Source organism: Micromonospora sp. NPDC003944 (genome assembly GCF_053605225.1).
This window is the reverse complement of the sequence record NZ_JBSGIV010000021.1, coordinates 75,512-101,077: the sequence shown is the minus strand read 5'-3', so window position 1 is coordinate 101,077 and position 25,566 is coordinate 75,512. Positions and strand designations below refer to the sequence as shown.

General features: G+C 71.3%; 22 protein-coding genes and 1 pseudogene. 4 read left to right on the top strand and 19 right to left on the bottom strand.

All coding sequences use genetic code 11. The features are described from left to right. The coding region (gene fdh, locus ACWER9_RS13485) for a formate dehydrogenase (RefSeq protein WP_452302113.1) at positions 1–2,846 on the bottom strand (2,846 nt) is incomplete at its 3' end. 135 nt (positions 2,847–2,981) lie between these two features. Further along, entirely contained in the window at positions 2,982–3,779 is a 798-nt protein-coding gene (locus ACWER9_RS13480; protein ID WP_452302112.1) for a PrsW family intramembrane metalloprotease, read from the bottom strand. 192 nt (positions 3,780–3,971) lie between these two features. Between ACWER9_RS13480 and ACWER9_RS13475 the strand changes: the two genes are divergently transcribed. Beyond that, positions 3,972–4,721 carry an alpha/beta fold hydrolase gene (locus tag ACWER9_RS13475; RefSeq protein ID WP_452302111.1) on the top strand — a complete coding sequence of 250 codons (750 nt, stop codon included), beginning with the start codon at positions 3,972–3,974 and terminating at the stop codon, positions 4,719–4,721. Here ACWER9_RS13475 and ACWER9_RS13470 read toward each other — a convergent pair. From ACWER9_RS13470 to ACWER9_RS13460, 3 genes are all read right to left on the bottom strand, one after another. Further along, positions 4,718–6,574 (bottom strand): hypothetical protein, encoded by a 1,857-nt coding sequence (locus ACWER9_RS13470; RefSeq protein ID WP_452302110.1) that lies wholly within the window; start codon positions 6,572–6,574, stop codon positions 4,718–4,720. The two genes, ACWER9_RS13475 and ACWER9_RS13470, sit on opposite strands and share 4 nt — an antisense overlap. Then, positions 6,571–7,335 carry an ABC transporter ATP-binding protein gene (locus ACWER9_RS13465; RefSeq protein WP_452302109.1) on the bottom strand — a complete coding sequence of 255 codons (765 nt, stop codon included), beginning with the start codon at positions 7,333–7,335 and terminating at the stop codon, positions 6,571–6,573. The genes ACWER9_RS13470 and ACWER9_RS13465 overlap by 4 nt, the downstream gene beginning before the upstream one ends. Before the next feature lie 67 nt (positions 7,336–7,402). Further along, the gene (locus ACWER9_RS13460; protein ID WP_452302108.1) at positions 7,403–7,822 is read right to left on the bottom strand and encodes an ASCH domain-containing protein; all 420 of its coding nucleotides are present in this window, start codon (positions 7,820–7,822) and stop codon (positions 7,403–7,405) included. Between the two features lie 77 nt (positions 7,823–7,899). Between ACWER9_RS13460 and ACWER9_RS13455 the strand changes: the two genes are divergently transcribed. Further along, complete coding sequence (locus ACWER9_RS13455; RefSeq protein WP_452302107.1) at positions 7,900–8,298, top strand: NUDIX hydrolase; 399 nt, start codon at positions 7,900–7,902, stop codon at positions 8,296–8,298. A gap of 13 nt (positions 8,299–8,311) precedes the next feature. Here ACWER9_RS13455 and ACWER9_RS13450 read toward each other — a convergent pair whose 3' ends face one another. The 4 genes and pseudogenes from ACWER9_RS13450 to map all read right to left on the bottom strand — a co-directional run bounded on the left by ACWER9_RS13450 (position 8,312) and on the right by map (position 12,687). Continuing rightward, positions 8,312–9,112, bottom strand: coding sequence for an FkbM family methyltransferase (locus ACWER9_RS13450; protein WP_452302106.1), 801 nt, complete (start codon positions 9,110–9,112; stop codon positions 8,312–8,314). Positions 9,113–9,150: 38 nt separating this feature from the next. Then, a complete protein-coding gene (locus tag ACWER9_RS13445) occupies positions 9,151–10,800 on the bottom strand; it encodes a sulfatase-like hydrolase/transferase (protein WP_452302105.1) in 1,650 nt (549 codons plus the stop codon). Positions 10,801–11,060: 260 nt separating this feature from the next. Beyond that, a pseudogene (locus tag ACWER9_RS13440) lies at positions 11,061–11,762 on the bottom strand (CDP-alcohol phosphatidyltransferase family protein); the annotation flags it as partial. A 151-nt stretch (positions 11,763–11,913) separates the two neighbouring features. Then, on the bottom strand, positions 11,914–12,687 hold the full coding sequence (gene map, locus ACWER9_RS13435; RefSeq protein WP_452302104.1) for a type I methionyl aminopeptidase: 774 nt from the start codon (positions 12,685–12,687) through the stop codon (positions 11,914–11,916). Between the two features lie 65 nt (positions 12,688–12,752). Here map and ACWER9_RS13430 point away from each other — a divergent pair, with 65 nt between their 5' ends. Continuing rightward, positions 12,753–13,055 carry a helix-turn-helix transcriptional regulator gene (locus ACWER9_RS13430; protein WP_452302103.1) on the top strand — a complete coding sequence of 101 codons (303 nt, stop codon included), beginning with the start codon at positions 12,753–12,755 and terminating at the stop codon, positions 13,053–13,055. Between the two features lie 66 nt (positions 13,056–13,121). Here ACWER9_RS13430 and ACWER9_RS13425 read toward each other — a convergent pair whose 3' ends face one another. From ACWER9_RS13425 to ACWER9_RS13415, 3 genes are all read right to left on the bottom strand, one after another. Then, on the bottom strand, positions 13,122–14,291 hold the full coding sequence (locus ACWER9_RS13425) for a lactonase family protein (protein WP_452302102.1): 1,170 nt from the start codon (positions 14,289–14,291) through the stop codon (positions 13,122–13,124). 189 nt (positions 14,292–14,480) lie between these two features. Then, entirely contained in the window at positions 14,481–15,230 is a 750-nt protein-coding gene (locus ACWER9_RS13420; RefSeq protein WP_452302101.1) for a glyoxalase, read from the bottom strand. Between the two features lie 234 nt (positions 15,231–15,464). Beyond that, positions 15,465–16,181 (bottom strand): YoaK family protein, encoded by a 717-nt coding sequence (locus ACWER9_RS13415; protein WP_452302100.1) that lies wholly within the window; start codon positions 16,179–16,181, stop codon positions 15,465–15,467. A 70-nt stretch (positions 16,182–16,251) separates the two neighbouring features. On the opposite strand from ACWER9_RS13415, the gene ACWER9_RS13410 reads away from it, so the two are divergent. Then, positions 16,252–16,935 carry a GntR family transcriptional regulator gene (locus ACWER9_RS13410; RefSeq protein ID WP_452302099.1) on the top strand — a complete coding sequence of 228 codons (684 nt, stop codon included), beginning with the start codon at positions 16,252–16,254 and terminating at the stop codon, positions 16,933–16,935. On the opposite strand, the gene ACWER9_RS13405 is transcribed toward ACWER9_RS13410, so the two are convergent. The 7 genes from ACWER9_RS13405 to ACWER9_RS13375 all read right to left on the bottom strand — a co-directional run bounded on the left by ACWER9_RS13405 (position 16,932) and on the right by ACWER9_RS13375 (position 25,548). Continuing rightward, entirely contained in the window at positions 16,932–18,722 is a 1,791-nt protein-coding gene (locus tag ACWER9_RS13405) for a gamma-glutamyltransferase family protein (RefSeq protein WP_452302098.1), read from the bottom strand. The genes ACWER9_RS13410 and ACWER9_RS13405 overlap by 4 nt on opposite strands. After that, positions 18,719–19,720, bottom strand: coding sequence for an ABC transporter ATP-binding protein (locus tag ACWER9_RS13400; protein ID WP_452302097.1), 1,002 nt, complete (start codon positions 19,718–19,720; stop codon positions 18,719–18,721). The genes ACWER9_RS13405 and ACWER9_RS13400 overlap by 4 nt, the downstream gene beginning before the upstream one ends. Next, positions 19,717–20,724 carry an ABC transporter ATP-binding protein gene (locus tag ACWER9_RS13395; protein WP_452302096.1) on the bottom strand — a complete coding sequence of 336 codons (1,008 nt, stop codon included), beginning with the start codon at positions 20,722–20,724 and terminating at the stop codon, positions 19,717–19,719. The genes ACWER9_RS13400 and ACWER9_RS13395 overlap by 4 nt, the downstream gene beginning before the upstream one ends. After that, positions 20,721–21,608, bottom strand: a complete 888-nt coding sequence (locus ACWER9_RS13390; RefSeq protein ID WP_452302095.1) for an ABC transporter permease — start codon at positions 21,606–21,608, stop codon at positions 20,721–20,723. The genes ACWER9_RS13395 and ACWER9_RS13390 overlap by 4 nt, the downstream gene beginning before the upstream one ends. Further along, on the bottom strand, positions 21,605–22,561 hold the full coding sequence (locus tag ACWER9_RS13385; RefSeq protein ID WP_452302094.1) for an ABC transporter permease: 957 nt from the start codon (positions 22,559–22,561) through the stop codon (positions 21,605–21,607). Before ACWER9_RS13385 ends, ACWER9_RS13390 begins: the two co-directional genes overlap by 4 nt. A 6-nt stretch (positions 22,562–22,567) precedes the next feature. After that, a complete protein-coding gene (locus ACWER9_RS13380) occupies positions 22,568–24,244 on the bottom strand; it encodes an ABC transporter substrate-binding protein (RefSeq protein WP_452302093.1) in 1,677 nt (558 codons plus the stop codon). Between the two features lie 116 nt (positions 24,245–24,360). Continuing rightward, positions 24,361–25,548 (bottom strand): MFS transporter, encoded by a 1,188-nt coding sequence (locus ACWER9_RS13375; RefSeq protein WP_452302092.1) that lies wholly within the window; start codon positions 25,546–25,548, stop codon positions 24,361–24,363. Positions 25,549–25,566: the final 18 nt, after the last annotated feature.

Genomic DNA, 25,566 nt, shown 5'->3' with positions numbered 1-25,566 from the left:
TGCAACTCGGCGAGCGGTGACACGGTCCGGCTCATCCCCCCGGCGGTGTGGTGCTCGGTGAGTCGGCTGACCGTGAACACGTACGGGAACACCTGACTGTGCGGCTCGGGCGGGCTCGGGTTGAGCGTGTTGATCGGGTGCGTGTAGACCTTGCGGGTCGGGTTGGCCTGCTGCCGGTAGAGCGGGTTGCGCACCGGCGACTCCACCGGCTCGTAATGGGTGGGCAGCGGCCCGTCGAGCACACCGGTCGGGGCGTACAACCAGCCCTTGCCGTCGCCCTGGAGGATGAACGGGTCGTCGCCGGCGATGCCCGCCACGCCGGAGGCGTCGTGCTCCGGCCGGTAGGACGGGGGTTTGGTCTTCTCGAAGTCCGGCACGTCGTAGCCGGTCCACTCGCCCTTCCCCGCGTCCCACCACACGTAGCGCTTGCGCTCGGACCACGGATTGCCGTCCGGGTCGGCGGACGCGCGGTTGTAGAGGATCCGCCGGTTCGCCGGCCACGCCCAACCCCACTCGGGCGCCACCAGGGACTGCTCCGCGCCGGGTCTGCGGCGGGCGGCCTGGTTGACGCCGTCGGCGTACACCCCGCTGTAGATCCAGCAACCGCCGACGGTGGAGCCGTCGTCCTTCATCTCGGTGAACGACGCCAGAGGTCGGCCGGTCGCCACGTCGTACCCGTTGATCTCCCGCAGCACCGCCTCGGCGCTCGGCTCCTCGTGCGGACCGTGCGTCGGGTAGTCCCAGGCGAGGTCGAGCAGCGCCCGATCGCGCGGCGTGGTCGACGCCGCCAACCGCTCCCGGATGACGCGTCCGAGATGGTAGAAGAACCACAGCTCGGAGCGAGCGTCGCCCGGCGGCTCGACGGCCTTCTCCCGCCACTGCAACAGCCGCTGCGTCTGGGTGAAGGTCCCTTCCTTCTCCACGTGGGAGGCGGCGGGCAGGAAGAACACCTCGGTGCGGCACTCGGTCGTCACGATCTCGCCGGTCTCGATCTCCGGCGCGTTCTTCCAGAAGGTGGCGCTCTCGATCTCGAACAGGTCGCGAACCACCAACCAGTCGAGGTTGGCCATCCCGAGCCGCTGCGCCCGACCGTGCGCCGACCCCACCGCCGGGTTCTGGCCCAGCAGGAAGTACCCCTTGATCTTCCCGTCGATCATGTCGAGCACCTGCTGGTACGTGCCGTGGTCGCCGGTCATCCGGGGCATGTAGCCGTAGCAGTAGTCGTTGTCGGCGGTAGCTGCCGCACCCCAGTACGCCTTGAGCAGGTTGACGCCGTAGGTGCGGGCGTTGCCCCAGAAGCCCTTCTGCCCGGGGTGCGCGATGCTGTCCACCCACTTCTCCAGCGTCGGGTGATTCGCGTGGTGCGGCATCGGCAGGTAGCCGGGGAGCAGGTTGAACAGCGTCGGGATGTCCGTCGAGCCCTGAATGCTCGCGTGCCCGCGCAGCGCCATCACCCCGCCGCCGGGACGACCGACGTTGCCGAGTAGGAGCTGGATGATCGCGCCGGTACGGATGTACTGCACACCCACGCTGTGCTGGGTCCAACCCACCGAGTAGACGAGCATGCCGGTGCGCTCCCGGCCGGAGTTCTCCGTCCACGCCTGCGCCAGTTCGAGGAACTTCTCCTGCGGGATGCCGCACACCCGTTCCACCATCTCCGGGGTGTAGCGGGCGTAGTGCCGCTTGAGGATCTGGTAGACGCAGCGCGGGTGCTGCAACGTCTCGTCCCGCTCGGTCTCGCCGCCGACCGGGGCGCCGTGCGACTCGTGCTCCAGCCCGGCGCCGGTCTCGCGCTGGATCTCGGTGTCCCGCGTCGTCTGGGTCTGCGCGTGGCCCTCGTACCGCCAGCTGGTCTGGTCGTAGGAGGCGTTCTTCTCCTGAAAGCCGGAGAAGAGGCCGTGCAGGTCCTCGGTGTCGGCGTACTCCTCGGTCACGATCGTCGCCGCGTTGGTGTAGGCGACCACGTACTCCCGGAAGTCCAACTCGTTCTCGAGGATGTGGCGGATCACCCCGCCGAGCAGCGCGATGTCGGTGCCCGCCCGGATCGGCAGGTACGAGTCGGCCAATGCGCTGGTGCGGGTGAACCGCGGGTCGACGTGGAAGACCTTCGCGCCGCGACGCTTGGCCTCCATCACCCACTGGAAGCCCACCGGGTGCGCCTCGGCCATGTTGGAACCCTGGATGACGATGACGTCGGAGTTCGACAGGTCCTGCTGGAACTGGGTGGCGCCGCCACGACCGAAGCTGGTCCCCAGACCGGGGACGGTGGCGGAGTGTCAAATACGGGCCTGGTTCTCGATCTGCAAGGCCCCCGCCGCGGTGAACAACTTCTTGATGAGGTAGTTCTCCTCGTTGTCGAGCGTCGCCCCGCCCAGGCTGGCGATGCCCAGCGTCCGGTTGAGTGGTCGACCCTCGGCGTCGACGTCCTCCCAGGTCTCGTCCCGGGCGGCCAGGGCCCGGTCGGCGATCATGTTCATCGCCGTGTCGAGGTCGAGGTCCTCCCACTCGGTGCCGTACGGCCGGCGGTAGCGCACCGTGGTCTGCCGCAGCGGGCTGGTGACCAGGCTCTTGCTCGCCGCGCCCTTCGGGCAGAGCCGACCCCGTGAGATCGGGCTGTCCGGGTCGCCCTCGATCTGACTGACCTGCCCGTCCTTGACGTACACCCGCTGGCCGCAACCCACCGCGCAGTACGGACAGACGGACCGGGCCATCGAGTCGGCGGTCTCGGTGCGGGCGGTGAGCGCGCGAGACCCGTCGGACTTCGCCGCAGCGCCCCGGCCCAGCGGGTCGGTGCCGGTGAGCTGGCGGTAGACCGGCCAGCCCTCGAACCAGCTACGCACCCCCATCGCTGCACCTTCCCGACCAATCCCGGCAAATATGAACACTCTGACGGTAGAGGAGGCGCGGGCCCGGTCGCAGCGGGATCACCAACAGTCATGCCTCCCCCTGCGGGCAGGGGGAGGCATGGGGTACGGCGACGGTCAGTGCGGTTGCGACTGGCCGACCGGGTGGTCGTTGAAGGTCCGGTAGCGGTGCAGCTCCCAGAAGAGCCAGCCGATGCTCGCGATCGCCACCACGACGAAGACCAGCGAGCCGGTGAACGTGTCCCAGAGGGTGTGCAGGGCGACGACACCCACGAACGTGCCGATGAACCCGACAAGCCGACGGACGCTCGGGCTGGCCAGCAACGCCCAGAGCGCGCCGGCGGTCAGCCCGGTCCAGGCGGTGTGACCGGCGGGCGCCGTGAGGCCCCGGATGAAGAGCGTCTGCTCCACCGCGCCGATGTTGCCCTGCGAACTCAGCAGCGCGCTGAACGCGTACCCCATCGTCTCCAGCGCGGCGAACCCCATGCCGGCCGCGACACCGATGACCAGCCCGTCCGAGGGCACCCGACGCCGATGCTGAGCCACCACCGTGAACAGCAGCACCACCGGGACGATCAGCTTCGCCGACTCCTCGATCAGCGCCACGAACAGCATCGGCAGCGTGCCGAGGCCGCGCAGGGTGTCGTACTCCAGGGTGCCGGCGACCACCGTGCCGATCACACCGCCGAAGAACGCCGACGTCGCCAACGCCGCCGCCGGCACCTGCCACCGCCCGGTGCGGGCCTGCGCGAACGTTAGGAACGTCAACGGCACCAGCGTCGCCCCGAGCAGGATCAGCGCTGGCACGAAGTTCGGATTCTTGGTGCTGACCAGCGTCCGCAGCACCGCCAGATAGAGGATCAGCCCGACGACGAGCACCACGACCCACGCCCACCGGCGCCAACGATCACGCATACCGCGCAGTGTGGCGGACCACGGTGGGGAAAACCAGACCCGGCGGCCAACCGCCGAGGTCATGGGGATCCACCCGTCTCGGGAATCGCCGAAAGAAGCCCCTGTCGTGCTGAATACTGGTGCTGAACCACACCAGGCCCCGCATTCCGTCAACGCCCAGCGGCAGCGGGATTTCCGGAAAGGTGATGCTGAATGAGCGCTACCCCTGAGGTGCCCGGCAAAGAATCGGGGCAGCCCACAATTGTGCTCGTGCACGGCGCCTTCGCCGACTCGTCGAGCTGGAATGGTGTGATCGCCAATCTCCGGCGTCGGGGCTACCCGGTCATCGCCGTCGCGAACCCGCTGCGCGGTGTGCAGGAGGACGCGGCCTACGTGCGGTCCGTCCTGGACGCCATCGATGGTCCGGTCGTGATGGCCGCCCACTCGTACGGCGGGGCGGTGATGACCGAGGCCGCAGACGGCGCCGCACACGTCAAGGCTCTGGTGTTCGTCGCCAGCATCAGCCCGGACGTCGGCGAAAGCGTGCTCGCCTTGACGATGAAGTACCCCGGAAGTCAACTGGGCACCGCCATCAAAATGGTTCCCTTTCGTCTCAGCGACGGCAGCACGGGCATGGATCAGTACATTTATCAAGACAAGTTCCCGGCGGTGTTCGCCGCCGACGTCGCCCCTGAGGTCGCCGAGTTGATGGCGGTCACCCAGCGGCCAGCCACCGAGCACGCGCAGAGCGGGTCCGTGACCAAGGCCGCCTGGAAGACCATCCCGTCGTGGACCCTGATCAGCACCCAGGACCAGGGCATCCCGCCGGACCTGCAACGCTTCATGGCCGAGCGGGCCGGGTCCACCACGATCGAGGTCGAGGCGTCGCACGCCGTGGCAGTCTCGCAACCCGGCCCCGTCGCCGACTTCATCGACACCGCCGCCCGCGCCACCAAGGGCTAGTCGGACGTCCCGGCCCCGCCGGCCGACTGCGGTCGACGATCCCACAGCACCAGGCCGGTGAGCAGCATCGCGACGCCCAGGCCGACCATCACCAGCGCCACCGTGGTGCGCGCGCCGCCGTCCAGGTGACCGGCCACGATCCACGCGCTGTCCACTCCGAACGCCAGCGGCATCACGCCCTGCGGGACCACCGGGATCCACCCCACGGTCAGCAGCACCAGTGCCCACGCGGTCGACCTGTTCTCCCGGTACCACCGCACGTCCCACGTCAGCGGAAGCACCGTCTCCGTGGGCCGGCTTCGCCTGCCTGCCGCCGCGAGCACGTCGGTCCCGCGTCGGGCGAGGCGCTCGTCGGCCAACCACACGCCGCCGCCGTACGCCGCCGCACCGGACAGCAGCCCGACCAGCGGCAGCAGCCAGGCCACCCCGGGCGGGCCCCAGACCACCAACGCGAGCACCGGCGTCGCGGCGAGCAGGCCCGCCGCCGTGGCGACGAGCACGCTGACGATGTCGGTCGGGTTGTCCGCCGCGGTGGGGTGTCGGGGGTCGGCCACCGGGCGCACCCGCAGCAGCGACACCCACACCGGCACCGCGGCGCCCGCGCCGAGCAGGGCCGGCAGAGTGCACAGCGCGGCCAGCGGGTCGACGTCGGGTGCGAGCAGGACGCCCGCGACGGCGAGCAGCACGCCGATCGGAGTGACCACCACCAACCACGCCACGGCTCGACCCCGGACCTCGGCCCGTTCACCCCCGGGCGTGGTGAACGGCAGCCACAGCGCGGTGCCGTCCAGGCCGACCAGCCCGGCCGACATCGCCGCCGCGCCGAGCACCGCGAGCGGGCCGGCCCAGGGCAGCAGCACGTCGACGCTGGACAGCAGCGGCAGACCGGCGAGCAGCGCCCCGTACACCACCGCGAACGCCAGGTACTGCAACCGCAGCGGATGCCGCGCCCAGGCCCGCACCTCACGGCCGGCGACCGCCCGCGTCGCCGCGGGAACCCACCCCAGACGGTCGCGCGCGGCGACGGCCGGTGAGGCCGCCGTGGTCCGGCGCGGCCGGAACGGCACGCCAGCCGCGATCACCCTCCGGACCAGCATGATGTACGCGGCGGCGCAGAGCGCCACGATGCCCACCAGGGTCGCCATCAGCCGCACACCGTGCCCGGTCGGCCCGGTGACGGCGGAGACCGGCCAACCGCTGGGCACGTACGCCATGGCCCGGACCACCTGCTCCGGCGCTGCCACGAGCAGGACCGACACCCACGGGAAGACCGCCCAGAGCGACCCGGCCACGCCCATCGCCGTCCCGGTGACGATGCCGGTGAGGAGCGCCCCGGCCGGGCCCCCGGCGTGGCCGACGATCTCCAGCGCGATGGCCGAGCCGATCAGCCCGAGCAACCAGAGCAGCACCGCGCCGCAGGCGGTGACGACAACGGCGACAGCGCCGTACCGGGCGGCGTGCACGGGCAGCGCGGCGAGCGCCACCAGCGAGACGGCCGGACCGACGCCGATCGCCGACGCGGCGAGCAGACCGAGCGCGGCCGGTACGCCGCCGATCGGCTCCAACCGCAGATGCGCCGGACGGACCCGGCCGCGCCCGCCGCCGAGCAGGAGCGGCAACACGATCCAGCCGAAAACCCAGGCCCCGACGAGCAGACCGAGGGTGTGCTCGTCGGCGCGGAGCGCGTACCGGATCAACCAGACGGCGGCGAGGAGACCAACCAGGCCGGCCACCGTGGGCCCGGGGTGCTCGCGCAGTGAGCGGCGCAGCATCGTCGCGCGCATCCGGGCCGGCACCGCGATCGCGCCGAGGGTGCCGACCAGCGGGCCGGAGGCGACGGTCGGGGTGCTCATCGCGCCTCGGTCAGCCAGTCCAGGCCGGCGCTGCCGGCGGCTTCGGCGCCGACCAGCTCGACGAACCTGTCCTCGAGGCTGCTGCCGGCGGCGACGTCGGCGACCGTTCCGGCGGCGACCACCCGGCCCTGATGGATCACGGTGACCTCGTCGCACATCTGCTCGACGAGCAGCATCGAGTGGGTGGACAGCACGCAGGTGCCGCCGCCGGCCACGAACCGGCGCAGCACCCGCCGGATGGTGGCCGCGGAGACCGGGTCGACCGCCTCGAACGGTTCGTCGAGCACGAGCAGCCGGGGCGCGTGCAGCAACGCCTGGGCGAGGCCGAGCTTCTTGCGGGTGCCGGTGGAGCAGTCGGCCAACGGGGTGCCGGCGCCCTTGGCCAGGCCGAGCACGTCGATCAGTTCGGCGGCGCGGTCGGTCGCCGCGGCCCGGGGCAGCCCGCGCAGGCCGGCGCTGTAGCGCAGCAGCTCGGCGCCGGTGAGGCGCTCCGGAAAGTCGAGGCCGTCGGGCAGCACGCCGGTCAGCGCGCGGGTCAGGCCCCGCTCGCGCAGCACGTCGTGGCCGAGGATCCGGATCTGCCCCGCGTCCGGGGTGACCAGGCCGACGGCCATTCCGATGGTGGTCGACTTGCCGGCGCCGTTGGGCCCGACGATGCCGTGGAAGGTGCCGGGGTGGACGGTCAGATCGACGCCGTCCACCGCGCGATGCGCCGCGAAGGTCTTGACCAGGCTGCGGATCTCGAGTGCCGGGGGGATCACGCGCCGAGCATAAGTGACCTTGGACGGTGGCGTGGCCCGTCATTCATCCACAGTGGAGCATCGTTGCTCAGACGACGTACACCAGCCGGAAGCGCTCGGTCACCACCCGGGTGTCGTCGTCGACCGTGAACTCCGGATCGCCCAGCTCGGCACGCACCTCGGCGCTGTGCCAGAACGTCTCGTGCCCCGCCCGCCACTGCGCCACCGACTCGTCGCCCTCCCCCTCGGCCAGGGCGTGTGGCAGGTCGACGTCGGCGAGCCGGATCACCCGTACGTCGGTCAGCTCGATGGCCCCGACCCGCCGGCCGGCGGAGTCCACCACTGCCGAGAGCTGGCCCACCTCGGGCAGCGGCTCGTTGGCGCACTCGTAACCGGCAAGCAGGCCGGTCGTCGAGGTCTTCGCCCCGGACAGGATCGCGTCCACGAGCGTGTCGCGCAGTGGCCCCGGAAACGCGAACTCGGCGAGCGGAAGGTCATCGAGGTCCATCCGCGGAGCGTACGTGATCCGGCGCGTCGTGCCGGAGCGTCGTCGACAAGCTCGCGGCGACGTGGCACCGTCTCGTGGTGGCCACCTACGCCGTCGCCCTCGTGCTGCTCGTCGACCCGTCGGGCGCGGTGCTGCTACAGCACCGCGACGAGGACGCGCCTGTCTCGCCGGGTCAGTGGAGCTTGCCGGGTGGCCATGTCGAGCCGGGCGAGTCCCCGGAGGAGGCGGCCCGCCGCGAACTGTTGGAGGAGACCGGCCTGACCGCGGACACGCTGCACCCGCTGTGGAGTGGTCCGCGTCCGTACGAAGCCGGTTTCCCGCACACCGTGACCGTCCACGTGTTCCACGGCACCACCACGGCCCGGCAGGAGGACGTCGTCCTCGGTGAGGGGCAGGCCATGGTGTTCGTTCCGAGGGAGCAGGTGCTCGACCGGGAGTTGGCGGTCTCCGCCGCGCTGGTCCTGCGCATGATCTAGCCGCGGGCCCCGACTACGGCCCGGTGGTGGCTTCCCGGTCGCGGCTCACGCAGTACACGTCGCCGGAGTTCGCGGCGTGCGGTAGCTCGTCGAGGTGTGTCGCCAGGTCGGTCGCGGACACCCAGCGTCGGAAGGTCATCGACTTGTCGTCGCCCAACGCGACGTCGAAGCCGTCGAAGCCGAGCGCGGTCAGCCGATCGAGACAGCGGTGGGCAACCGCACGCGCGATGGTGGTGAACTCGAACGAGAGCGCGGGCAGTGGGAGGCTCAGCCCGGCCAGCACCTCGTCCTCGAAACCCTCCACGTCGATCTTGACGAAGGACGGCACACCGTACGTCTCGATCAGCGCGTCGACGGTGACCACCGGGACCTCGATGTCGGCGTCCCACACCTCGCTCTCCCAGCCGCCCGCGCCGTTCGCCGCCCGGACGAAGTCAAGCGACGCGGTCGACACGGTGGGATTCGTGGAGTTGACGTGCAGCCGGGTGCGCCCGGGCTGCGCGCCACACGCCGCGTCGACGAGCGTCACCTGATCGTCGTCGGCGTAGATCGCCCGCAGCGCCCGCAGACACAGCGGCTGCGGTTCCACGGCCACGACCCGGGCGCCGAGACGACGGAAGCTGCCGATGTGGTCGCCCACATGGGAGCCGACGTCGAAGACGAGGTCCCCGCTGCCGACGAAGCGGGAGTAGAAGGCGTCCATCCTCGTGTCCCGCTCGGGATCGCCGTAGTAGACGTCGAGCGAGCGGTGCAGCGGGGACAGGGCCGGATCGGTGCGGAGCGCGGCGATCCTGGTGGCGGTGGTAGCCGTCATTCGTCTGGGTCCAGTCCGTGAGTGAGGTCGCCGGGGGTCTACGGTCCGAAGGCGGTCAGGAACCGGTCGCGGAAGGCGTCCATCCGCCAGACCGGCGCCTGCGGGCCGGGCTTCAGCCCGTCCTGCCAGCCCCACCCGGAGATCCGGTCCAGCACGGCCCGGTCCCGCGTGATGATCGAGATCGGGACGTCGCGGCTGGCGTTCTCGCCGGTGACGACCGCGGCGGGCTGGTGGTCACCGAGGACGATGAACACGAGGTCGTCGTCTCCGTAGGTCCGCACGTAGGAGATGAGCGCGCCGAGGGTGTACTCGATGGACTTCCGGTAGTCCGCCCGGATCTGGGTGGTGCTGCGGCGCTTGTCGTCCGACCTGACCGCGCGGTAGACCGCGCCGTCGCCGACGTCGGCCCAGTCGAGCAGCGGCGGGACGGGCGTCCAGGGCGCGTGACTCGACACCAGCGCCAGCTCGGTCATCACGTTGCCGTCGGGCCTGGCCTGCTCCAGGCGCTGCCAGCTGGCCAGGGTGTACTGGTCGGGTGGGGTGCCGAAGCTGAACTTCGGGCCACGGTACGCGAGCGTCTTGGCGTTGTAGAAACGGTCGTAGCCGAAGAACGACCCCTCCGGCCACGCCTTCGTGACGGCGGGCATCACGCCCACGGTCTGCCAACTCGCCCGTCTGAAGGCACCGTTGAGGGTCATCCGGTCGCTGGCGAGCAGGGTGCGGTGGCGCTGGTCGTTGTCGATCCAGAGGCCGGAGAGCAGCGTGTCGTGCGCGAGCCAACTGCCGCCACCGAAGGTCGGCGAGGTGAGGAAGCCGCTCTGCGCGGCGAAACCCGCCGCGCCCAGCTCGCTGGTGCCACGGTCCAGGACAGCGCCGACCTGCGGCGCGAACTCCGGGTCCTCGACGGCGTCCCGGCCGTAGCTCTCCACGAAGGCGACGACCACGTTCTTGCCGCGCAGCGCGGTCAGCAGCTGGTCGCCCGGGGTGTCACCGAATGTGTCGGCCTCGATCAGGGCGCCGAACGTCTCACGGTCGTCGAGACGCAGGCGCACCTGGAAGCCGTGACCGTTGGCCAGGGTGGTCGCCGACGTGTCGGCGACCGGTACGCCCTCGACCACCCGCACGTTGAACGCGGCGCAGGCCACCCAGACGACCACGAGCGCGGCCACCATCCGGGTGGTCCCGGTGTGGTGCCGGACCACCAACCGCCGCAGTCGCCGCATCGACAGCGTGACCAGGGTGGGTAGGGCCACGAGCACCACCGCCAGGGTGACCGCGGCGCCGATGGCGGCGGGCCGGCCGTACGACTCGCTGAGGAAGGCGAACCCCTCGTCGAGCAGCGCCCAGTCGAGCACCGGGTCGAACGCCCGGCTCAGCGCGGCGGAGAACCCCAGGTCGAGCAGCTTCAACAGGCCCAGCAGGCCGAGCGCCACACCGGCGAGCGTCGCGACAAGTCGGCTGCCCCGAGACGGCAGGGCGAGCAGGAGAGCCACGACCAGCAGCGCCTCCAGCGGGATCCGCACGAACCCCGCCGGGCTGAGCCGGCCGTAGTCGTACGGCAGGGTGAGGACGAGCAACACGAGCAGCACGGCCAGGACGGTCGTCAGCCGGCCCGTGATGGAACGCTTCGGCCGACCCTCGACGTCGCTGCCGTCGGTGCCGGTGGTGTCCGAGACGTCGTCCCTCATCGCCCTCCGTCCCTGGTTCGGCAGCTGACGTACGCGCGTCAAGAGCGACAACCCGGGCATCCTTCCATGATCTTCGTGGTGCGCGGCATCCGGGCGGCTCAGACGCGGGCGATCCCGCGTCGGGCCACGGCGACCGTCTGGCGGTCCGCCCAGGGCCGCCCGTCCGTCCTGCCCTGGGCCACCACCGTCGCTGCGGTGCTCGGGGCACTGTGGCTCACCGGGCTGCTCGCGTGGACCAGCAGGGCCGGGGCGTCGTGGACGGTGGTGCGGCGGAGGTGACGGGTCGTCCAGAGCCACGCGATGTCGCGCCCGAACGACTCGACGAGCAACGCCAGTGACGCCACCAGCACGACAGTCGTCAGTAGGCTCGGGAGCGCGTCGCCCATCGCCACCGTCAGGACCACGCCCTGGACGGCGGCGACGACCTTGCGCCAGTAGCGCGGCGGCAGGGACCCGCGCATCCAGCCCAGCACCCAGCTCGCGGCGACGAAGACGTAGCGCATCGCGCCGATCGCGAGCACCCAGCCACCCACCGAGGGAGCCACGTGCAGGCAGAGCACCAGAACGAGAAACGAGTCGATCTCCATGTCGAAGCGCGCGCCGAGTTCGCTCGTGGTCCCGGTGCGGCGGGCCGTGTAGCCGTCCACGGCGTCGAGGGCCAACGCCACGCTGGTGAGGACGACCATCAGGGTGATCGGCGCCGACCGGCCGAACGAGTCGGCGGCCAGCGCCGTCACCCCGCCGACCAGGATCGCCCGGCTCAGGGTCACCCGGTCGGCCGGGCTCAGCGCATCCGCACCCGAGCGGGACATCCCCCGGCTGAGCAGGGCGCACAGGACCAGCCCGTACGCCAGCCCGGCCACCCAGCCCGGCGCGCCCAGACCGACTGTCTGGGCGAGCACCGCCAGCACGCCGACCTGCACGAGCAGCCCGATGACCGGACCCGTTCGAACCGTTGACATCGTGCCTCCGTGACTCTGGTGGGTGACCCTGACCGTCATCACGGAAAATATGACCGATCGGTTCATTCTGAACGCGACCCCGCAGGGCGTCCCGCAAGGACGTGCCCGGACGGTGGCCGGTTAATCATCCACGGTGGCCGTCCCGTACCGATCAGGCCCTCGGCAGGGTGAGCACGTCCGCCCCGTCGTCGGTGATGGCGATGGTGTGCTCGCTGTGCGCCGTCCGGCAGCCGGTCGCGCTGCGCAGCGTCCAGCCGTCGGCATCGGTGACGAGCGTGGCGGTGTCCGCCATGACCCAGGGCTCCAGCGCCAGCAGCAGCCCCGGGCGCAGCCGGTACCCGCGGCCGGGGCGCCCCGTGTTGGAGACGTGCGGGTCCTGGTGCATCGTCGACCCGACGCCGTGGCCGCCGAACTCGGTGTTGACCGAGTATCCCGCCGCGTCGAGGACCGTCCCGATGGCATGGGAGATGTCACCGATGCGGACGCCGGGCCCGGCGGCGGCGATCCCTGCCCGCAACGCGCGCTCGGTCGCGTCGATGAGCGCGACGCTCTCCGGGGGTCGTACGTCGCCGACGATGAAGCTGATGGCCGAGTCGGCGACGACTCCGCCGAGGGAGACGGCGAGGTCGAGCGAGAGCAGGTCGCCGTCGGCGAGGGCGTAGTCGTACGGCAACCCGTGCAGCACGGCGTCGTTCACCGACGTGCAGATGTAGTGCCCGAACGGCCCGCGCCCGAAGGACGGCTCGTAGTCGACGTAGCAGGACTGCGCCCCGGCCTCAGCGATCATGGCCTGCGCCCACCTGTCGATGTCCAGCAGGTTGGTGCCGACCGCGCAACGACTCTTCAGCGCCTGCAGGATGCCGGCGACGAGCGCGCCGGTGTCCTTCGCTCGCAGCACGTCGGTGGGGCTCAGGATCTCGATCATGCAGCGCCTTCCTCGGGCCACCAATAAGTATCCCGGCCATATTATCCCGGTACTAGAATCGGGGCATGGTCAGGTTGCCGCTCAGCCCCGAAGAGCTCGAACGCGGTCAGCGCCTCGGCGCGCTCCTGCGTCGAGCCCGCGGGGAGCGTTCAATGCTCCTCACCGCGCTCGACGCGGGCGTCTCGCCGGAGACCCTTCGAAAGATCGAGTCCGGCCGGATAGCCACCCCCGCCTTCCCGACCATCGCGGCGATCGCCGACGTCCTGGGCCTCTCCCTCGACGCCGTCTGGTCGGAGATCAACACGTCGGACGGCGGTGCCGAACTTCCCGGGTCACCTCGCGCCGCACGCGAGCGGTTGGCCTCCTAGGCGCGGCGACCCGGCCAGACGACGCTGGTCCCGGTCGACGAACGACCGGGACCAGCGCAGTGGTGCTCAGGAGGCGGCGATGCCCTCCATGCCGATGCCGTTCTCGAACTTCGGCAGGCCCTCGACGGTGGTGACGAGCTTCAGCGAGCCGTCGTCGTTCACCTCGTAGCCCTGCACGTTGCCAGCGGTGGCGTTCTGCACGTACAGGAAGCCGTCGCTGGTGGTCATGTCGATCGCGCCACCGCCGGTGTCGACGGCGACGGCCTTGACGAGTTCGAGCTTGCCGTCGTCGACCCGGTAGGAGCTGATGGTGGAGCTGCCGGCGTTGGCCACGAAGAAGTAGTCGCCGACACGCTGGATCCAGCACGGCGCCTGCTGCCCGTTGGGCACCGACGGCCCGATCTGGTCGAGCTCACCGTCGTCCTCCAGCTCGAACCGGCTGACCGCGTTCGCACCCGACTCGGTGACCAGCAGCGAGTCCCTGGTGTCGAAGGTGAAGCCGAACGGGCCGTTCCCCGCGTCGCTGATGACCGGGTTGCGGGACAGCTCGCCGTGGCGGCCGATCTCGTAGCTGAACATGACGTTGGCGCCCTTGGTCGAGACCAGCACGAACTCGCTGTCCGGGTCGATCTTGACCTGGGCCGGGGCGGTCCCGAACGCGGGCGGGTTGCCGTTGTGCAGCCCGAGCGACCTGTTGGCGTCCTCGATCCGGGACAGGCGCCCCTTGTGCAGCTCGAAGCCCTGCACCGAGCCCTCGCCGCCGGCGTTGAGGACGTAGACGAGGTCGCCGCGGGCCGCGACGCTTACCGGCAGCAGACCGCCGGACCAGATGACCTGGAGCTTGTGCAGCTTGGTGCCGTCGACGCGGAAGACCGTCACGGTGTTGCTGCCGGCGTTCACCGCGAACAGCAGTCCCTTGTGGTAGGTCAGGGACCCCTGCGAGGCCAACGCGTCGAGCGGCGCGCCGATGGTGAAGCCGCCGAGCCCGCCGGTCTCGTACTCGCCCGCCCTGGTGAGGCGGCCGTCCTCGTCGCGGTCGTACACCTTGATGGTGTTGCCCTCGGCCTTGTTGGTCTGGACGAAGACCGCGCCCTCGTCGCCGTAGTGGTGATCACCCCCCTTGCGGTCGTCGTGGTATCCAGGGCCACCGCCGTCGGCGAGGGCGGTCCCGGGGATCGATCCGACGCTGCTGAGGCCCGCCAGGAGGGCGGCCGCGAGGGCGACGCTGCGCTTCATCTCTGACTCCTTCTGCACCCGAAGGGAGGAATACGAGTTTTCCTCTCTTCCGAAAGCTATCGGAGCAGGTAGGCATGTTAGTGGCACTTACCCTAAAGCGGGAATTATGCGCAGTTCCGGGGAACGGCCGGACGGACGTCCCGAGATGACGTACTGCGGAGCGGAGGGCGAGACGCGAAGGGCGGACGGTCAGGGCGCGTCCGGCCACCACCGTTCGAGGACGGCCGGGTCGGCGACGTACTGCGCCGCCTGCGTCCGCTGCTCCGGGGTCAGGGACAGCGCCTGCAGGCGGGCGCCCCACTCGGGCACCCGGTCCGCCTTGTCCAACGCGGTCGCCAGCTCGATCAGGGCGGCCAGCGCCATCGCCTGCTCGACCACCGGGGCGTCCTCGGCCCGGCGGCGCATCCCCGAGTCGAGCGCCCGGTAGGCCGCCCGGTCGTCCATCTTGAACTCGCGCAGGATCCGCGCGTTGTCGAGCACCCGGGCCAGCCCGTCGAGCTCCTTCGACCCGCCGTACTCCACGTCCTCCGGCTCGTCCCGTTGGATGAAGACGATGGTGTTGCCCGACGGGTCGACGATGCTGAACCGCGACGTCCCGGCCCGGTAGCGGGTGATCCGGGGCACCCCCTTGACCAGCACCTTGCCGTAGGCGCGGCGCATCGCCTCGGTGAACACCGCGTGGTACGGCGCCACCGCGTCCACCATCACCAGGCAGCCGCCGGAATGCTCCTTCGCCGGGTCGAGGTCCTTCGGCGCGGGGCCGTAGTGCAGTTGGAACCCGCTCCACGAGAAGGCCAGGTACACGTAGGGCTTGAGCTGCTCGAAGGCCACCTCGAATCCCAGCGCCCGCCAGAACGCCACCGTCTCCTCCGGCGCCGGGCAGTGCAGCAGCGGCACAGCGGTCTCGTTGGGCCGGATCTGGTCCTCATGTGGCGTCACTCGTCGCTCTCCGTCCCCGTCGGCAGGCCGGCCATTGTGCCAGCAAGAGAGAACGACTTCGACGGGTTTCGTCTCCTATCCAGGAAGGAGGACCGTTCCGACCAGCGGCCGCAACCAGGGCTCGATGTCGGACGCGATTGGCGCGCGCGGCCACGACCATCTGCAGGCATGACCACCGTTGTGCGCCGCCCCCACCGGGTCCGTCTCGCCCCGTTCGCTCGCGGCGTCTGACGCTCAGGCCCGCATCCGCGCAGACACGGCGATGACGAGCACCAGTGGCACGATCAGCAGCGCCGGGGCGACGACCGGCAGGTGCAGGGCGACGAGCGCGCCGACCGCCGCGCCGACCATGAGGGCCAGCAGCACCTGGGCCTTCGGGCGCAGGACGGCCCACGGCCTGCGCGCGGCGACCCCGGCGATCAGGCTGGTGAGCGTGCCGGTCAGGTACGTGGACGAGAGGCCGGACACGCCGAATCGCTGGATCGCGCTGCTCTGCACGCCGAGCGCGACCGCGGACAGCATCAGCAGCGCCAGGTGGACACGTGCGTCGGGGGTGTCGAGCGTGACCTCCCAGACGACGGCGAACAGCACGAACACCGACAGCTCCAGGACCAGCGCCCAGGTGACCCGACGCGGCCAGACCGGGTCGTCGGGCCGGGCCGAGCCGACGACGCGGGCGCCCGCGAGGACACCGACGATGAAGCTGGCGATGGCGCAGCCCGACGTCAGGGCCAGCTCGGCCTCGCCCCGGCCGGCCGAGAGCCCGAGCAGGACCATGTTGCCGGTCATCACGCTCGCGAAGGCGCCGCCGAGGGCGAGGAACCCGAGGGCGTCCGCGCTGCCGGTCAGGAAGGTGAGGACGACGACGAGCGCGTGCCGGTGCCGCAGCAGGCGTTCGTCGTGGTGAGGGGAGACGCGGGGGCGGGTGACCCGGGGCGCTGCGCTCGACACTGTCGGCCGCCTTCCAGTAATTGTTCTTCGTATACACTTTGCCCGGATACGTTCACGGAGAGGCGACCAGGTGGCTGAAGACCTACGGGACAAGCTCGGCGCGCAACACCTGCCGCTCCGCGATCAGGTCCTCGCCGCGCTGCGGACCGCCATCATCGACGGCGACTACCTGCCCGGGGAGCGGCTCACCGAAGACCGGCTCGCCGAGGACTTCGGCGTCTCCCGCAACCCGGTGCGGGAGGCGCTGCGGGTGGCCGAGGCGGAGGGGTTCGTGGTGATCCTTCCCCGCCGGGGAGCCGTCGTCGCCGCGCCGAGCAGCGGAACCATCGCCGACATGTTCGCCGTCCGCGAGCGCCTGGAGGCGCTCGCCGCCCGCCTGGCCGCCGAGCGGGCGACCGCAACCGACGTGGCGTCCCTGCGCGCCCTGCTCGAACAGGGCCGCGAGGCGACGCAGCGGCAGGACCTGGCCCGGGTCGCCGAGCTGAACAGCACGCTGCACCTGCGCATCCTCCAGATCAGCGGAAACCCCTGGCTGTCGTCGATAGCCAAGTCGCTCTACCTCCATGTCCAATGGGTCTTCCGGCTCGGGGCGGCGGAACGCGCACCACACTCGTGGGCCGAGCACATCCAGCTCGTCGACGCCATCGAGTCAGGCGACGGCGACCGCGCCGAACGTGCCGCGCTCGCCCACCTCGACGCGGCATCGGCCGCAGCCCACGAGAACGCCGAAGGCGGCTACGGCGTGACGACCTAACGGCCGCACGCGTAGCCCTGCATCCCCCGGGGGTTCGCACCGGCCGCGAGCACACCCGTCGCCGGGTCACGGGTCACGGCGCAGAGCCGACCCAGGCTCCACCCGTCGACGACCCGCACCTCGTGCCCGTACGCCCTCAGCGCCGCCAGCACACCGTCGTCGAGCCGGTCCTCCACCACCAGCACGCCCGGCTCCATGTCCCGCGGATAGAACGACCCCGGCAGGCTGAGCGTGTGCCACGCCGGGGCGTCGATGGCCTCCTGGAGGCTCTGACCACCGACGAGGTGTCGCAGCAGGAACGGCAGCTGCCACTGGTCCTGCTGGTCGCCACCGGGAGTGCCGCAGGCCAGCACCGGCTCGCCGTCTCGGTGCACCATCGTCGGGCTCAACGTCGTACGCGGACGCCGCCCCGGCGCCAGCGACGAGGCCAGCCCCTCCTCCAGCCAGAACATCTGCAACCTGCTGCCCAGCGGGAAGCCGAGCTCCGGGATCGTCGGGGAACTCTGCAACCAGCCACCGCTGGGCGTAGCGGAGATCATGTTGCCCCAGCGGTCGACCACGTCCACGTGACAGGTGTCGCCCCGGGTCACCCCGTCCGACTGCACCGTCGGCTCTCCGGTGGCGGCGTCCGTCGGCCCGGTACGCCGCGCGGCACCGGGTCGGACGTGGGCGGGCAGCCGCGGCTGCGCGCCGTCCGGACGCCCCGGCCGCAGCTCCGTCGACGCGCGGTCACCGATCAGGGCGGCCCGCTCCCGCGCGTACTGCGGGGAGAGCAGCGCCTTGGCGGGCACGTCGACGCCGTCGCCGTACCAGGCCTCCCGGTCGGCGAAGGCGAGCTTGAGCGCCTCGACCTGGGCGTGGATGCCCGCCGCGGTCCCCGGGTCGTACGCGGCGGGGTCGTCGAGCGCGTCAAGTGTGGCCAGGGACTCCAGCAGCACCGGGCCCTGGCCCCAGAACCCGGTCTTCGACACCGAGTAGCCGTGCCAGTCGAGGGTGGCGGGCGTCTCCCAGCTCGCCGAGTAGGCGGCCAGGTCGTCGCCGGTGACCAGCCCGGCGTGCGGCCGACCGCTGGAATCCTGGAACGGCAGCCGGCTGAACGCGTCGATCGCGTCGGCGACGAACCCGGTGCTCCAGGCGCGTCGCGCGGCCTCGATCTGGGCCTCCCGGTCCGCGCCGGCCGCCTGCGCCGCCTGGACGAGTCGGCGCAGCGTGTCCGCGTACGCCGGGTTGGTGACCAGTTCCCCCGCGGCCGGCGGTCGGCCGCCGCGCAGCCAGAGCGCGGCGGAGGTCGGCCAGTGGTCCTCGAACAACGACCGGACGGCGGCCACGGTGTCACCGACCCGGCCCACAAGTGGGTGCCCGGCGCCGGCGTAGCCGATCGCCGGCTCCAGCACCTCGGCGAGGGTGAGCGTGCCGTGCTCGCGCAGCAGCAGGAGCCAGGCGTCCACGGCACCGGGCACGGCCGCCGCGAGCGGCCCGGCGCCGGGGATGAGGTCCATCCCGAGGGACCGGAAGTGCGCGATGTTGGCACCGGCGGGTGCCGGGCCCTGCCCGCACAGCACCTTCGGAGTGGGGTCCTGCGCGGTGGCCACGATGGCGGGGACCTCGCCGCCCGGCCCGTTCAGGTGCGGCTCGACCACGTGCAGGACGAACCCGGCGGTGACCGCGGCGTCGAAGGCGTTGCCCCCGCGCTCCAGGATGCCCATGGCCGCCTGGCTGGCGAGCCAGTGCGTCGAGGAGACCATGCCGAAGGTGCCCTGCAACGTGGGTCGGGTGGTGAACGTCATGACAACACCTCACGGGGGTCTGCGGAGCGAACGTCGGGCCCGGTGCCGTCCGACTGCACCAGGTGGCAGGCGGCCATGCCGTCGCCGACAAGGGTCTGCGCCGGCACCTCCGTCGCGCACCTGTCGAAGGCGAGCGGGCAGCGGGTCCGGAACCGGCAGCCGGACGGCGGGTCGAGCGCGGACGGCAGGTCGTCGCCGAGCAGCACCGGCTGACGCTGCCGTTGGCGCACCGGGTCGGCCACCGGAGCGGCGGAGAGCAGCGCCTGCGTGTACGGGTGGGCGGGCCGGGCGAAGATCCGCTCGCGACTGCCCGTCTCGACGAGTTGACCGAGGTACATGACCGCGATGTCGTCGGCCAGGTACTCGACCGCGGAGAGGTCGTGGGTGATGAAGAGGCAAGCAAACCCGATGTCGCGTTGCAGGTCGGCGAGGAGGTTGAGCACCGACGCCTGCACGGACACGTCGAGCGCGCTCGTGGGTTCGTCAGCGATGAGCAGCATCGGCTCGGAGATCAGGGCCCGTGCGATGCTGACCCGCTGCCGCTGCCCGCCGGACAGCTCGTGGGGGTAACGACGGGCCACCTCGGCGCGCAGGCCCACCCGTTCGAGTTGGGGTGCGACGCGGGCGTCGCGGTCACGTCGGGAGAGCCGCTTGCCCGCCAGCCGCAGCGGCTCGGCCACGATCTCGCCGACGAGCATGCGCGGGTCCAGCGACGCGGCCGGGTCCTGGAAGACGATCGACACCGCGCCGCGGTGGGGGCGCAGCCGCCGACGGGACAGGTGGGTGACGTCGGTGCCCGCGATACGGACCGTTCCCGCGGTCGGCTCGACCAGCCGCACCACGCACCGACCCACTGTCGACTTCCCGGAACCGCTCTCCCCCACCAGGGCCGTGACCCGGCCGCGCGGGATGGTCAGGGACACCCCGTCCACCGCACGCACCGGGCCGAAGTGCATCACCAGGTCCGCGATCTCCAGGGCGTTCGGCTGTGGCGTCATCGGTTCGCCTCCTGAGGGGCCATCTCGCACGGGTGCCAACAGGCCGCGACATGGTCGGTGCCGCCGACGCCCTCGAGCGGCGGGGCGGCCGCCCGGCACCGCTCGTCGGCGGCCGGGCAGCGATCGGCGAACGTGCAGGCGTCGGGTTGACTCTCCAGGACCGGCACCAACCCGGGGATCTCGGTCAACCGGTCGGTGCCGGCGTGCCGGCCCGGCTGCGGTGACGCCGACAGGAGCCCGGCCGTGTAGCGGTGCCGTGGGGTGGCGAACAGGTCGTCCACCGGCGCCCGTTCCACCACCCGGCCCGCGTACATGACGACCACACGGTCCGCGATGTCGGCGATCACGCCGAGGTCGTGGGTGATGATGAGGACGCTGGTGCCGAGCCGGTCGCGCAGGTCCCGCAGCACCTGGAGGATGCCGGCCTGGACGGTGACGTCCAGCGCGGTGGTCGGCTCGTCGGCCACCAGCACCTTCGGCCCGCACGCCACCGCCATCGCGATCATCACGCGCTGGCGCATCCCGCCGGAGAGCTGGTGCGGGTAGCTGTCGACCCGCTGGGCGGCGGACGGGATCCCGACGAGCGTCAACAACTCGACGGCGCGGGCCCGCGCTGCCCGTCCGGACATCCGCTCGTGGACCTGGAGCACCTCGCCGATCTGCCGTCCGACGGTGAGCACCGGGTTCAACGACGTCATCGGCTCCTGGAAGATGTAGGCGATCTCCCGGCCACGGACCCGACGCAGGGCCGACTCGCGGGCGCCGACCAGCTGCGCGCCGTCCAGGCGTACCGAACCGGTGACCCGGGCGCTGCCCGGCAGCAGACCGGCGATGCTCATCGCGGTGACGCTCTTTCCGCATCCCGACTCGCCCACCATCCCGACGATCTCACCGGCGGCGAGGTCCAGGCTGACCCCGTCGACCGCCGACACGGTGCCGGTCTCCGTCGGGAACGACACGGACAGGTCGCGGATCTCCAGCACGGGCGTGGAGGCCGTGGTCATCGCCGGTCTCCCTTCGGGTCGAGGGCGTCGCGCAGGGCGTCACCGAAGACGTTGAACGCCAGCGCCAGACCCATGATCACGACGCCGGGGAAGACTGCCGCCCACGGTGCGCGGGCGGCGAACTGCTGGGCGGTGGCCAGCATGGTGCCGAGACTCGGCGCCGGCGGCTGGATGCCGAGGCCGAGGAAGGACAGCACCGCCTCGCCGAGGATCGCGGCCGGGATGGCGACAGTGGCCTGCACCAGGATCACCGAGGTCGCGTTCGGCAGGATGTGCCGGGCGAGCACCCACAGGTCACTCGCGCCGTCCACGACCGCCGCCGCGACGAAGTCAAGCGACTTGAGGCGCAGAGTGTCCGAGCGGACGACCCGGATCACCCCGGGGATCTGGGCGATGCCGATGGCCACCGCGGCGTTGCCGAGGCTGGCGCCCCGGATCGCCGCCAACCCCACCGCCATAATCAGAAACGGAAACGCGAGCAGCAGGTCGGTGAGACGCGAGATCACCGCGTCCCAGGCCCGGAAGTAGCCGGCCGCGAGCCCGAGCGGCACCCCGATGACAAGTGAGGTGGCCACCGCCAGGAGCCCCACCTGCAACGACGCCCGCGCACCGAGCATGATGCGGGAGAGGACGTCCCGGCCGAGGTCGTCGGTGCCGAGCAGGTGCCCGGCCGTGCCGGGAGGTGCGAGCGTACGGGCGAAGTCGGTCTGGTCGACCGAGTAGGGCGCGAGCCAGGGCGAGAGCACGGCGATCGCGCCCGCGAGCGCGAGCACGACGAAGCTCACCACGGCGAGCGGGTTGCGCCGCAGCCGCCGCAGCACCCGGGTCCGCCGGGTGACACCGGCGGTGCCGGTCCCGGCCAGGGGTACGGTGAGGACGGTCATGCCGGATCTCCCGTCACCCGGATGCGGGGGTCGATGACCGAGTAGAGCAGGTCGACGAGAAAGTTGATCACGATGTAGGCCGCCGCGGTGAGCAGGACGACGGCCTGGATCACCGGGTAGTCCCGTTGGAACACCGCGTCGATGGTCATCTTGCCGAAGCCCGGCAGCCCGAAGATCTGCTCGGTGACGACCGCGCCCGAGATCAGCCCGCCGAGTTGGAGGCCCACCACGGTCACCACCACGATGAGGCTGTTCCGCAGGGCGTGCCGGGTGATGACGGCGCGCGGGCGCAGACCCTTCGCCTTCGCCGTGCGCACGTAGTCGGAGGAGAGCGAGTCCAGCATGGCCGACCGGGTCTGCCGCATGATGATGGCGGCCAGGCCGGTGCCGAGGATCACGGCCGGCAGGACGATGTGGTGCAGGTTGCTCACCGGGTCCTCAAGGATCGGCACGAAGCCGGAGGCGGGGAAGAGCCCGGTCGCCACGGACAGGTAGAGGATCGCCAGCAGGCCGAGCCAGAAGTGCGGCACCGACAGACCGACCAGGGCCAGGCCGTTGGCGAGCCACTCCGCCGGGCGTCCACGACGGACCGCCGCGAGCACCCCGGCGCCGACCCCGAGCGCCGCCGCGATGAGGATCGCCAGGACGGACAGTTCGACGGTCACCGGCAGGGCGGTCGTGAGCATCGAGGAGACCGGCGTACCGGTGCGGATCGACACCCCGAAGTCGCCCTGCGCCATCCGCTCGACGTACTGGGCGAACTGCACCGGCAGCGGCTGGTCCAGCCCGTAGTGCCGACGGATGGCCTCCAGGGCCTCCGGTGACCGGTCCTCCCCGGCCAGCGCGAGGGCCGGGTCGCCGGGGAGCGCCCGCACCCCGACGAAGACCACGATCGTCGACAACAGCAGGGTCAGCGCCGACTGCCAGGCGCGGGTGAGCAGGTATCGGGCCACGACGACCTACTTGCCGAAGCCGGCGAAGGCCGCCCGGATCACGCCGTCCGGAAAGACCTGGAGACCCTGGATCTGCTTGCCGACGGCGGTCAGGTTGCGCTGCCGGTAGAGGTAGATCAGGGCGTCGTCCTGCTGGAGCAGGGTGACCGCCTGCCCGTACAGCTTCCGGCGCTCGGCGACGTCGCCGGACTGGCGGGCCTGGGTCAGCAGCGTGTCGAGCTGCGGGTTGCCGTAGCCGGCGACGTTCTGGCTGGCGCCGGTGCCGACGAAGTTGGTGATGTTGGCGTCCGGGTCGATCCGACCGCTCCAGCCCAGTTGCAGCAACTCGAAGTTGCCCCGGTCCTGCTCGTCGAGGAGCGACGAGTACTCCACCGGGTTGATCTTCAGGTCGAATCCGCCGTCCTTGACCATGGACTGCAGGGCCTGCGCGAGGCGCAGCGTGTCGGGGGTGTTCGAGGCGAGCATCGTCACCGCGTACGGCGTCTGGACGCCGGCCTCGGCAAGCAACTGCTTGGCCTTGGCCGGGTCGTGCGCCGGGCAGGTCTGCGCCTCCGGGGACGAGAACGTGCTCGCGGGCGAGATCGGGGAGCAGGCGGCGGCGTGCTCACCGCTGAAGACCGCGTCGACCAGGGCCTCGCGGTCGATGGCGTGCTCGAAGGCCTGCCGCACCTTGGCGTTCTGCGCGAGCGGCCGGTTGATGGGCTTGGGGGTGGTGCCGACGCCGTCGACGTTGCCGACGTTGATGGTCAGGCCCTGGTAGCCGAGGGACTGCGACTGCAGGACGGAGACCGCCGCGTCCTGCCGGAGCGAGGCGACGTCCTGGGTGGAGACCGAGTCGGCGACCTGAGCATCGCCGGAGCGCAGGTTGGCCGCGCGGATGCTCGCGTCGGTCAGGATCCGCCACGAGATGCCGTCCAGGTGCACCGCGCTCGCGTCGTAGTAGTTCGGGTCCCGCACCACCTCGATGGAGTTCTGCGGTACGCGCTTGGCGAACTTGAAGGGGCCGACGCAGACCGGCGCCGAGGCGAAGTCGTCACCGCGAGCGCTGAGCGCCTGTGCGCTCATGATCATGCCGGCCCGGTCGGCGAGGGCGCCGAGCAGCGGCGCGAACGGCTGCTTGAGTCGCAGGATGACGGTCTGCGGGTCCGGGGTGTCGATGCCGTCGATGGGGCCGAGTTCGCTCTTGCGCGCCGACCTGGCGTTGGTGAGGTGGCGTTGCAGGGTGGCCTTCACCGCGGCCGAGTCGAACGCCGTCCCGTCTGCGAAGCGCACGCCGGGCCGCAGCGGGATGGTCACCGTCCGGCCGTCGCCGCTCGTGGTGGGCAGGGCCGTCGCGAGCTGCGGTACGACCTGCGCCTGCTCGTTGACGTCGTACAGCTTCTGGCACATCGCCTGGAAGACGTAGCGGGAGTAGAGGCTTCTGGACAGTGTCGGGTCCAGCGCGTCGGGCTCGGCGGAGAGGGCGATGACCAGCTTGCCGCCCTGCTTCACGGCAGCGGGGTCTGCGGGCGTACCGAAGGAATCCTGGCCCGCCGACTGGTCGCCGCCGGACCGGTCGCCGCCGTCGCTGTTCGACACCGGTGAGCAGGCGACGACCGTGCAGACGACGGCGGCCGCCGCCACGGCGGCCCGGAGCACCCGGCGGCGGGGCAGGTTCGTGTCGCGGACGGAGAGGTTCGTCATGGAGAGCTCCTCGAGTGGGCGATTCGGGGAGCGTATGTTGTATACGATGACCGCCGCAAGAGCTCCGTGAATGGCTTACCGGAACGCCCCCGGGCGCCCGGAACCGTCAGTCCGGATCAACTCGCGGGCCGGGTCCGGCCGCCCCGCACCAGGCTGAGCAGGACGACCAGGGCGAGCACCGCCACCACCGCACTGAACACTTCGCCGGCGGGACGCAGGCCGATCGTCTGGATGAGCAGACCGACCCCGACCGCGGGCACGCCGAGCATGGCGAACAGGATGGCGAAGAAGGTCGACACCGCCTCGGCCCGGTGCTGCGGTTCGGTCTTCATCGTGATCGTCGCGATGCCGTCGCCGACCGCCATTCCCGACGCGACCCCGATGAGCGCCGCGCTGGCGAGCAGCGTCGCCAGCAGGGCCATCCACATGCTGTACGCCAGCAGGCCGGCCCCCGCGACCAGGCCCAGGCAGGCGTAGGCGAGCGCGGCGCGCGAGGACAGGACGCGGGTCAGCAGCTGACCGAACGCCGCTGCGGTGAACGCCACGAAGACCACGAGCGCCGCCAGGGTGTGTGAGGTCTCGTGCAGGACCATGCCGAGGAACAACCCGCTCACCGACGTCAGCACTCCGAGCGCCGCGAAGCCCGCACCGGCGGTGATCGCCGAACGGACGAAGTCGCCGCGGATGGCCGCCGGCACGTGCAACCGCTGCACCCGCAGGGTCACCGCGGACCGTTCCCGTACCGTCTCCGGCACCCCTCGCAGCGCGATGATCGCGATCACCGCCAGGACCAGCACGATCACCCAGGGCAGCCGGAGCGGGTCGGGTGCCACGTCCGACACGATCCCGGACAGCAGGGTGCCGGTCGCCAGGCCGCCCAGGTTCGCGAAGATCGACACGGTGGCGGCCCGCCTCGGGTGCCGCGGGTCGATCAGCTCCGCAAGCGCCGCGGTCGCCGCCCCGATGATCAGCGCGGCGGACAGACCGGCGAGGATCCGCCCCACGATGATCATCGCCAGGTCCACGGCGGCCAGGAACACAGCGTCGGCGGCGACCGAGAGGAGCAGCGCGATGAGGATGACCGGACGTCGCCCGATCTGGTCGGAGAGTCGGCCGAAGACCAGTAGCCCGACCACGACTCCCAGCGCGTACAGGGCGTAGACCACTGTCACGGTCAACGACGAGAACCCGAACTCCATCTCGTAGAGCGGATAGAGCGGGGTCGGCACGGTGGTGCCCACGAGCGTGATCCAGAACGCGAACGCGACCCGCACCGCGCCGGACGTGGAACCGGACCGTGTCACTCGTACAGCATGGGCGTC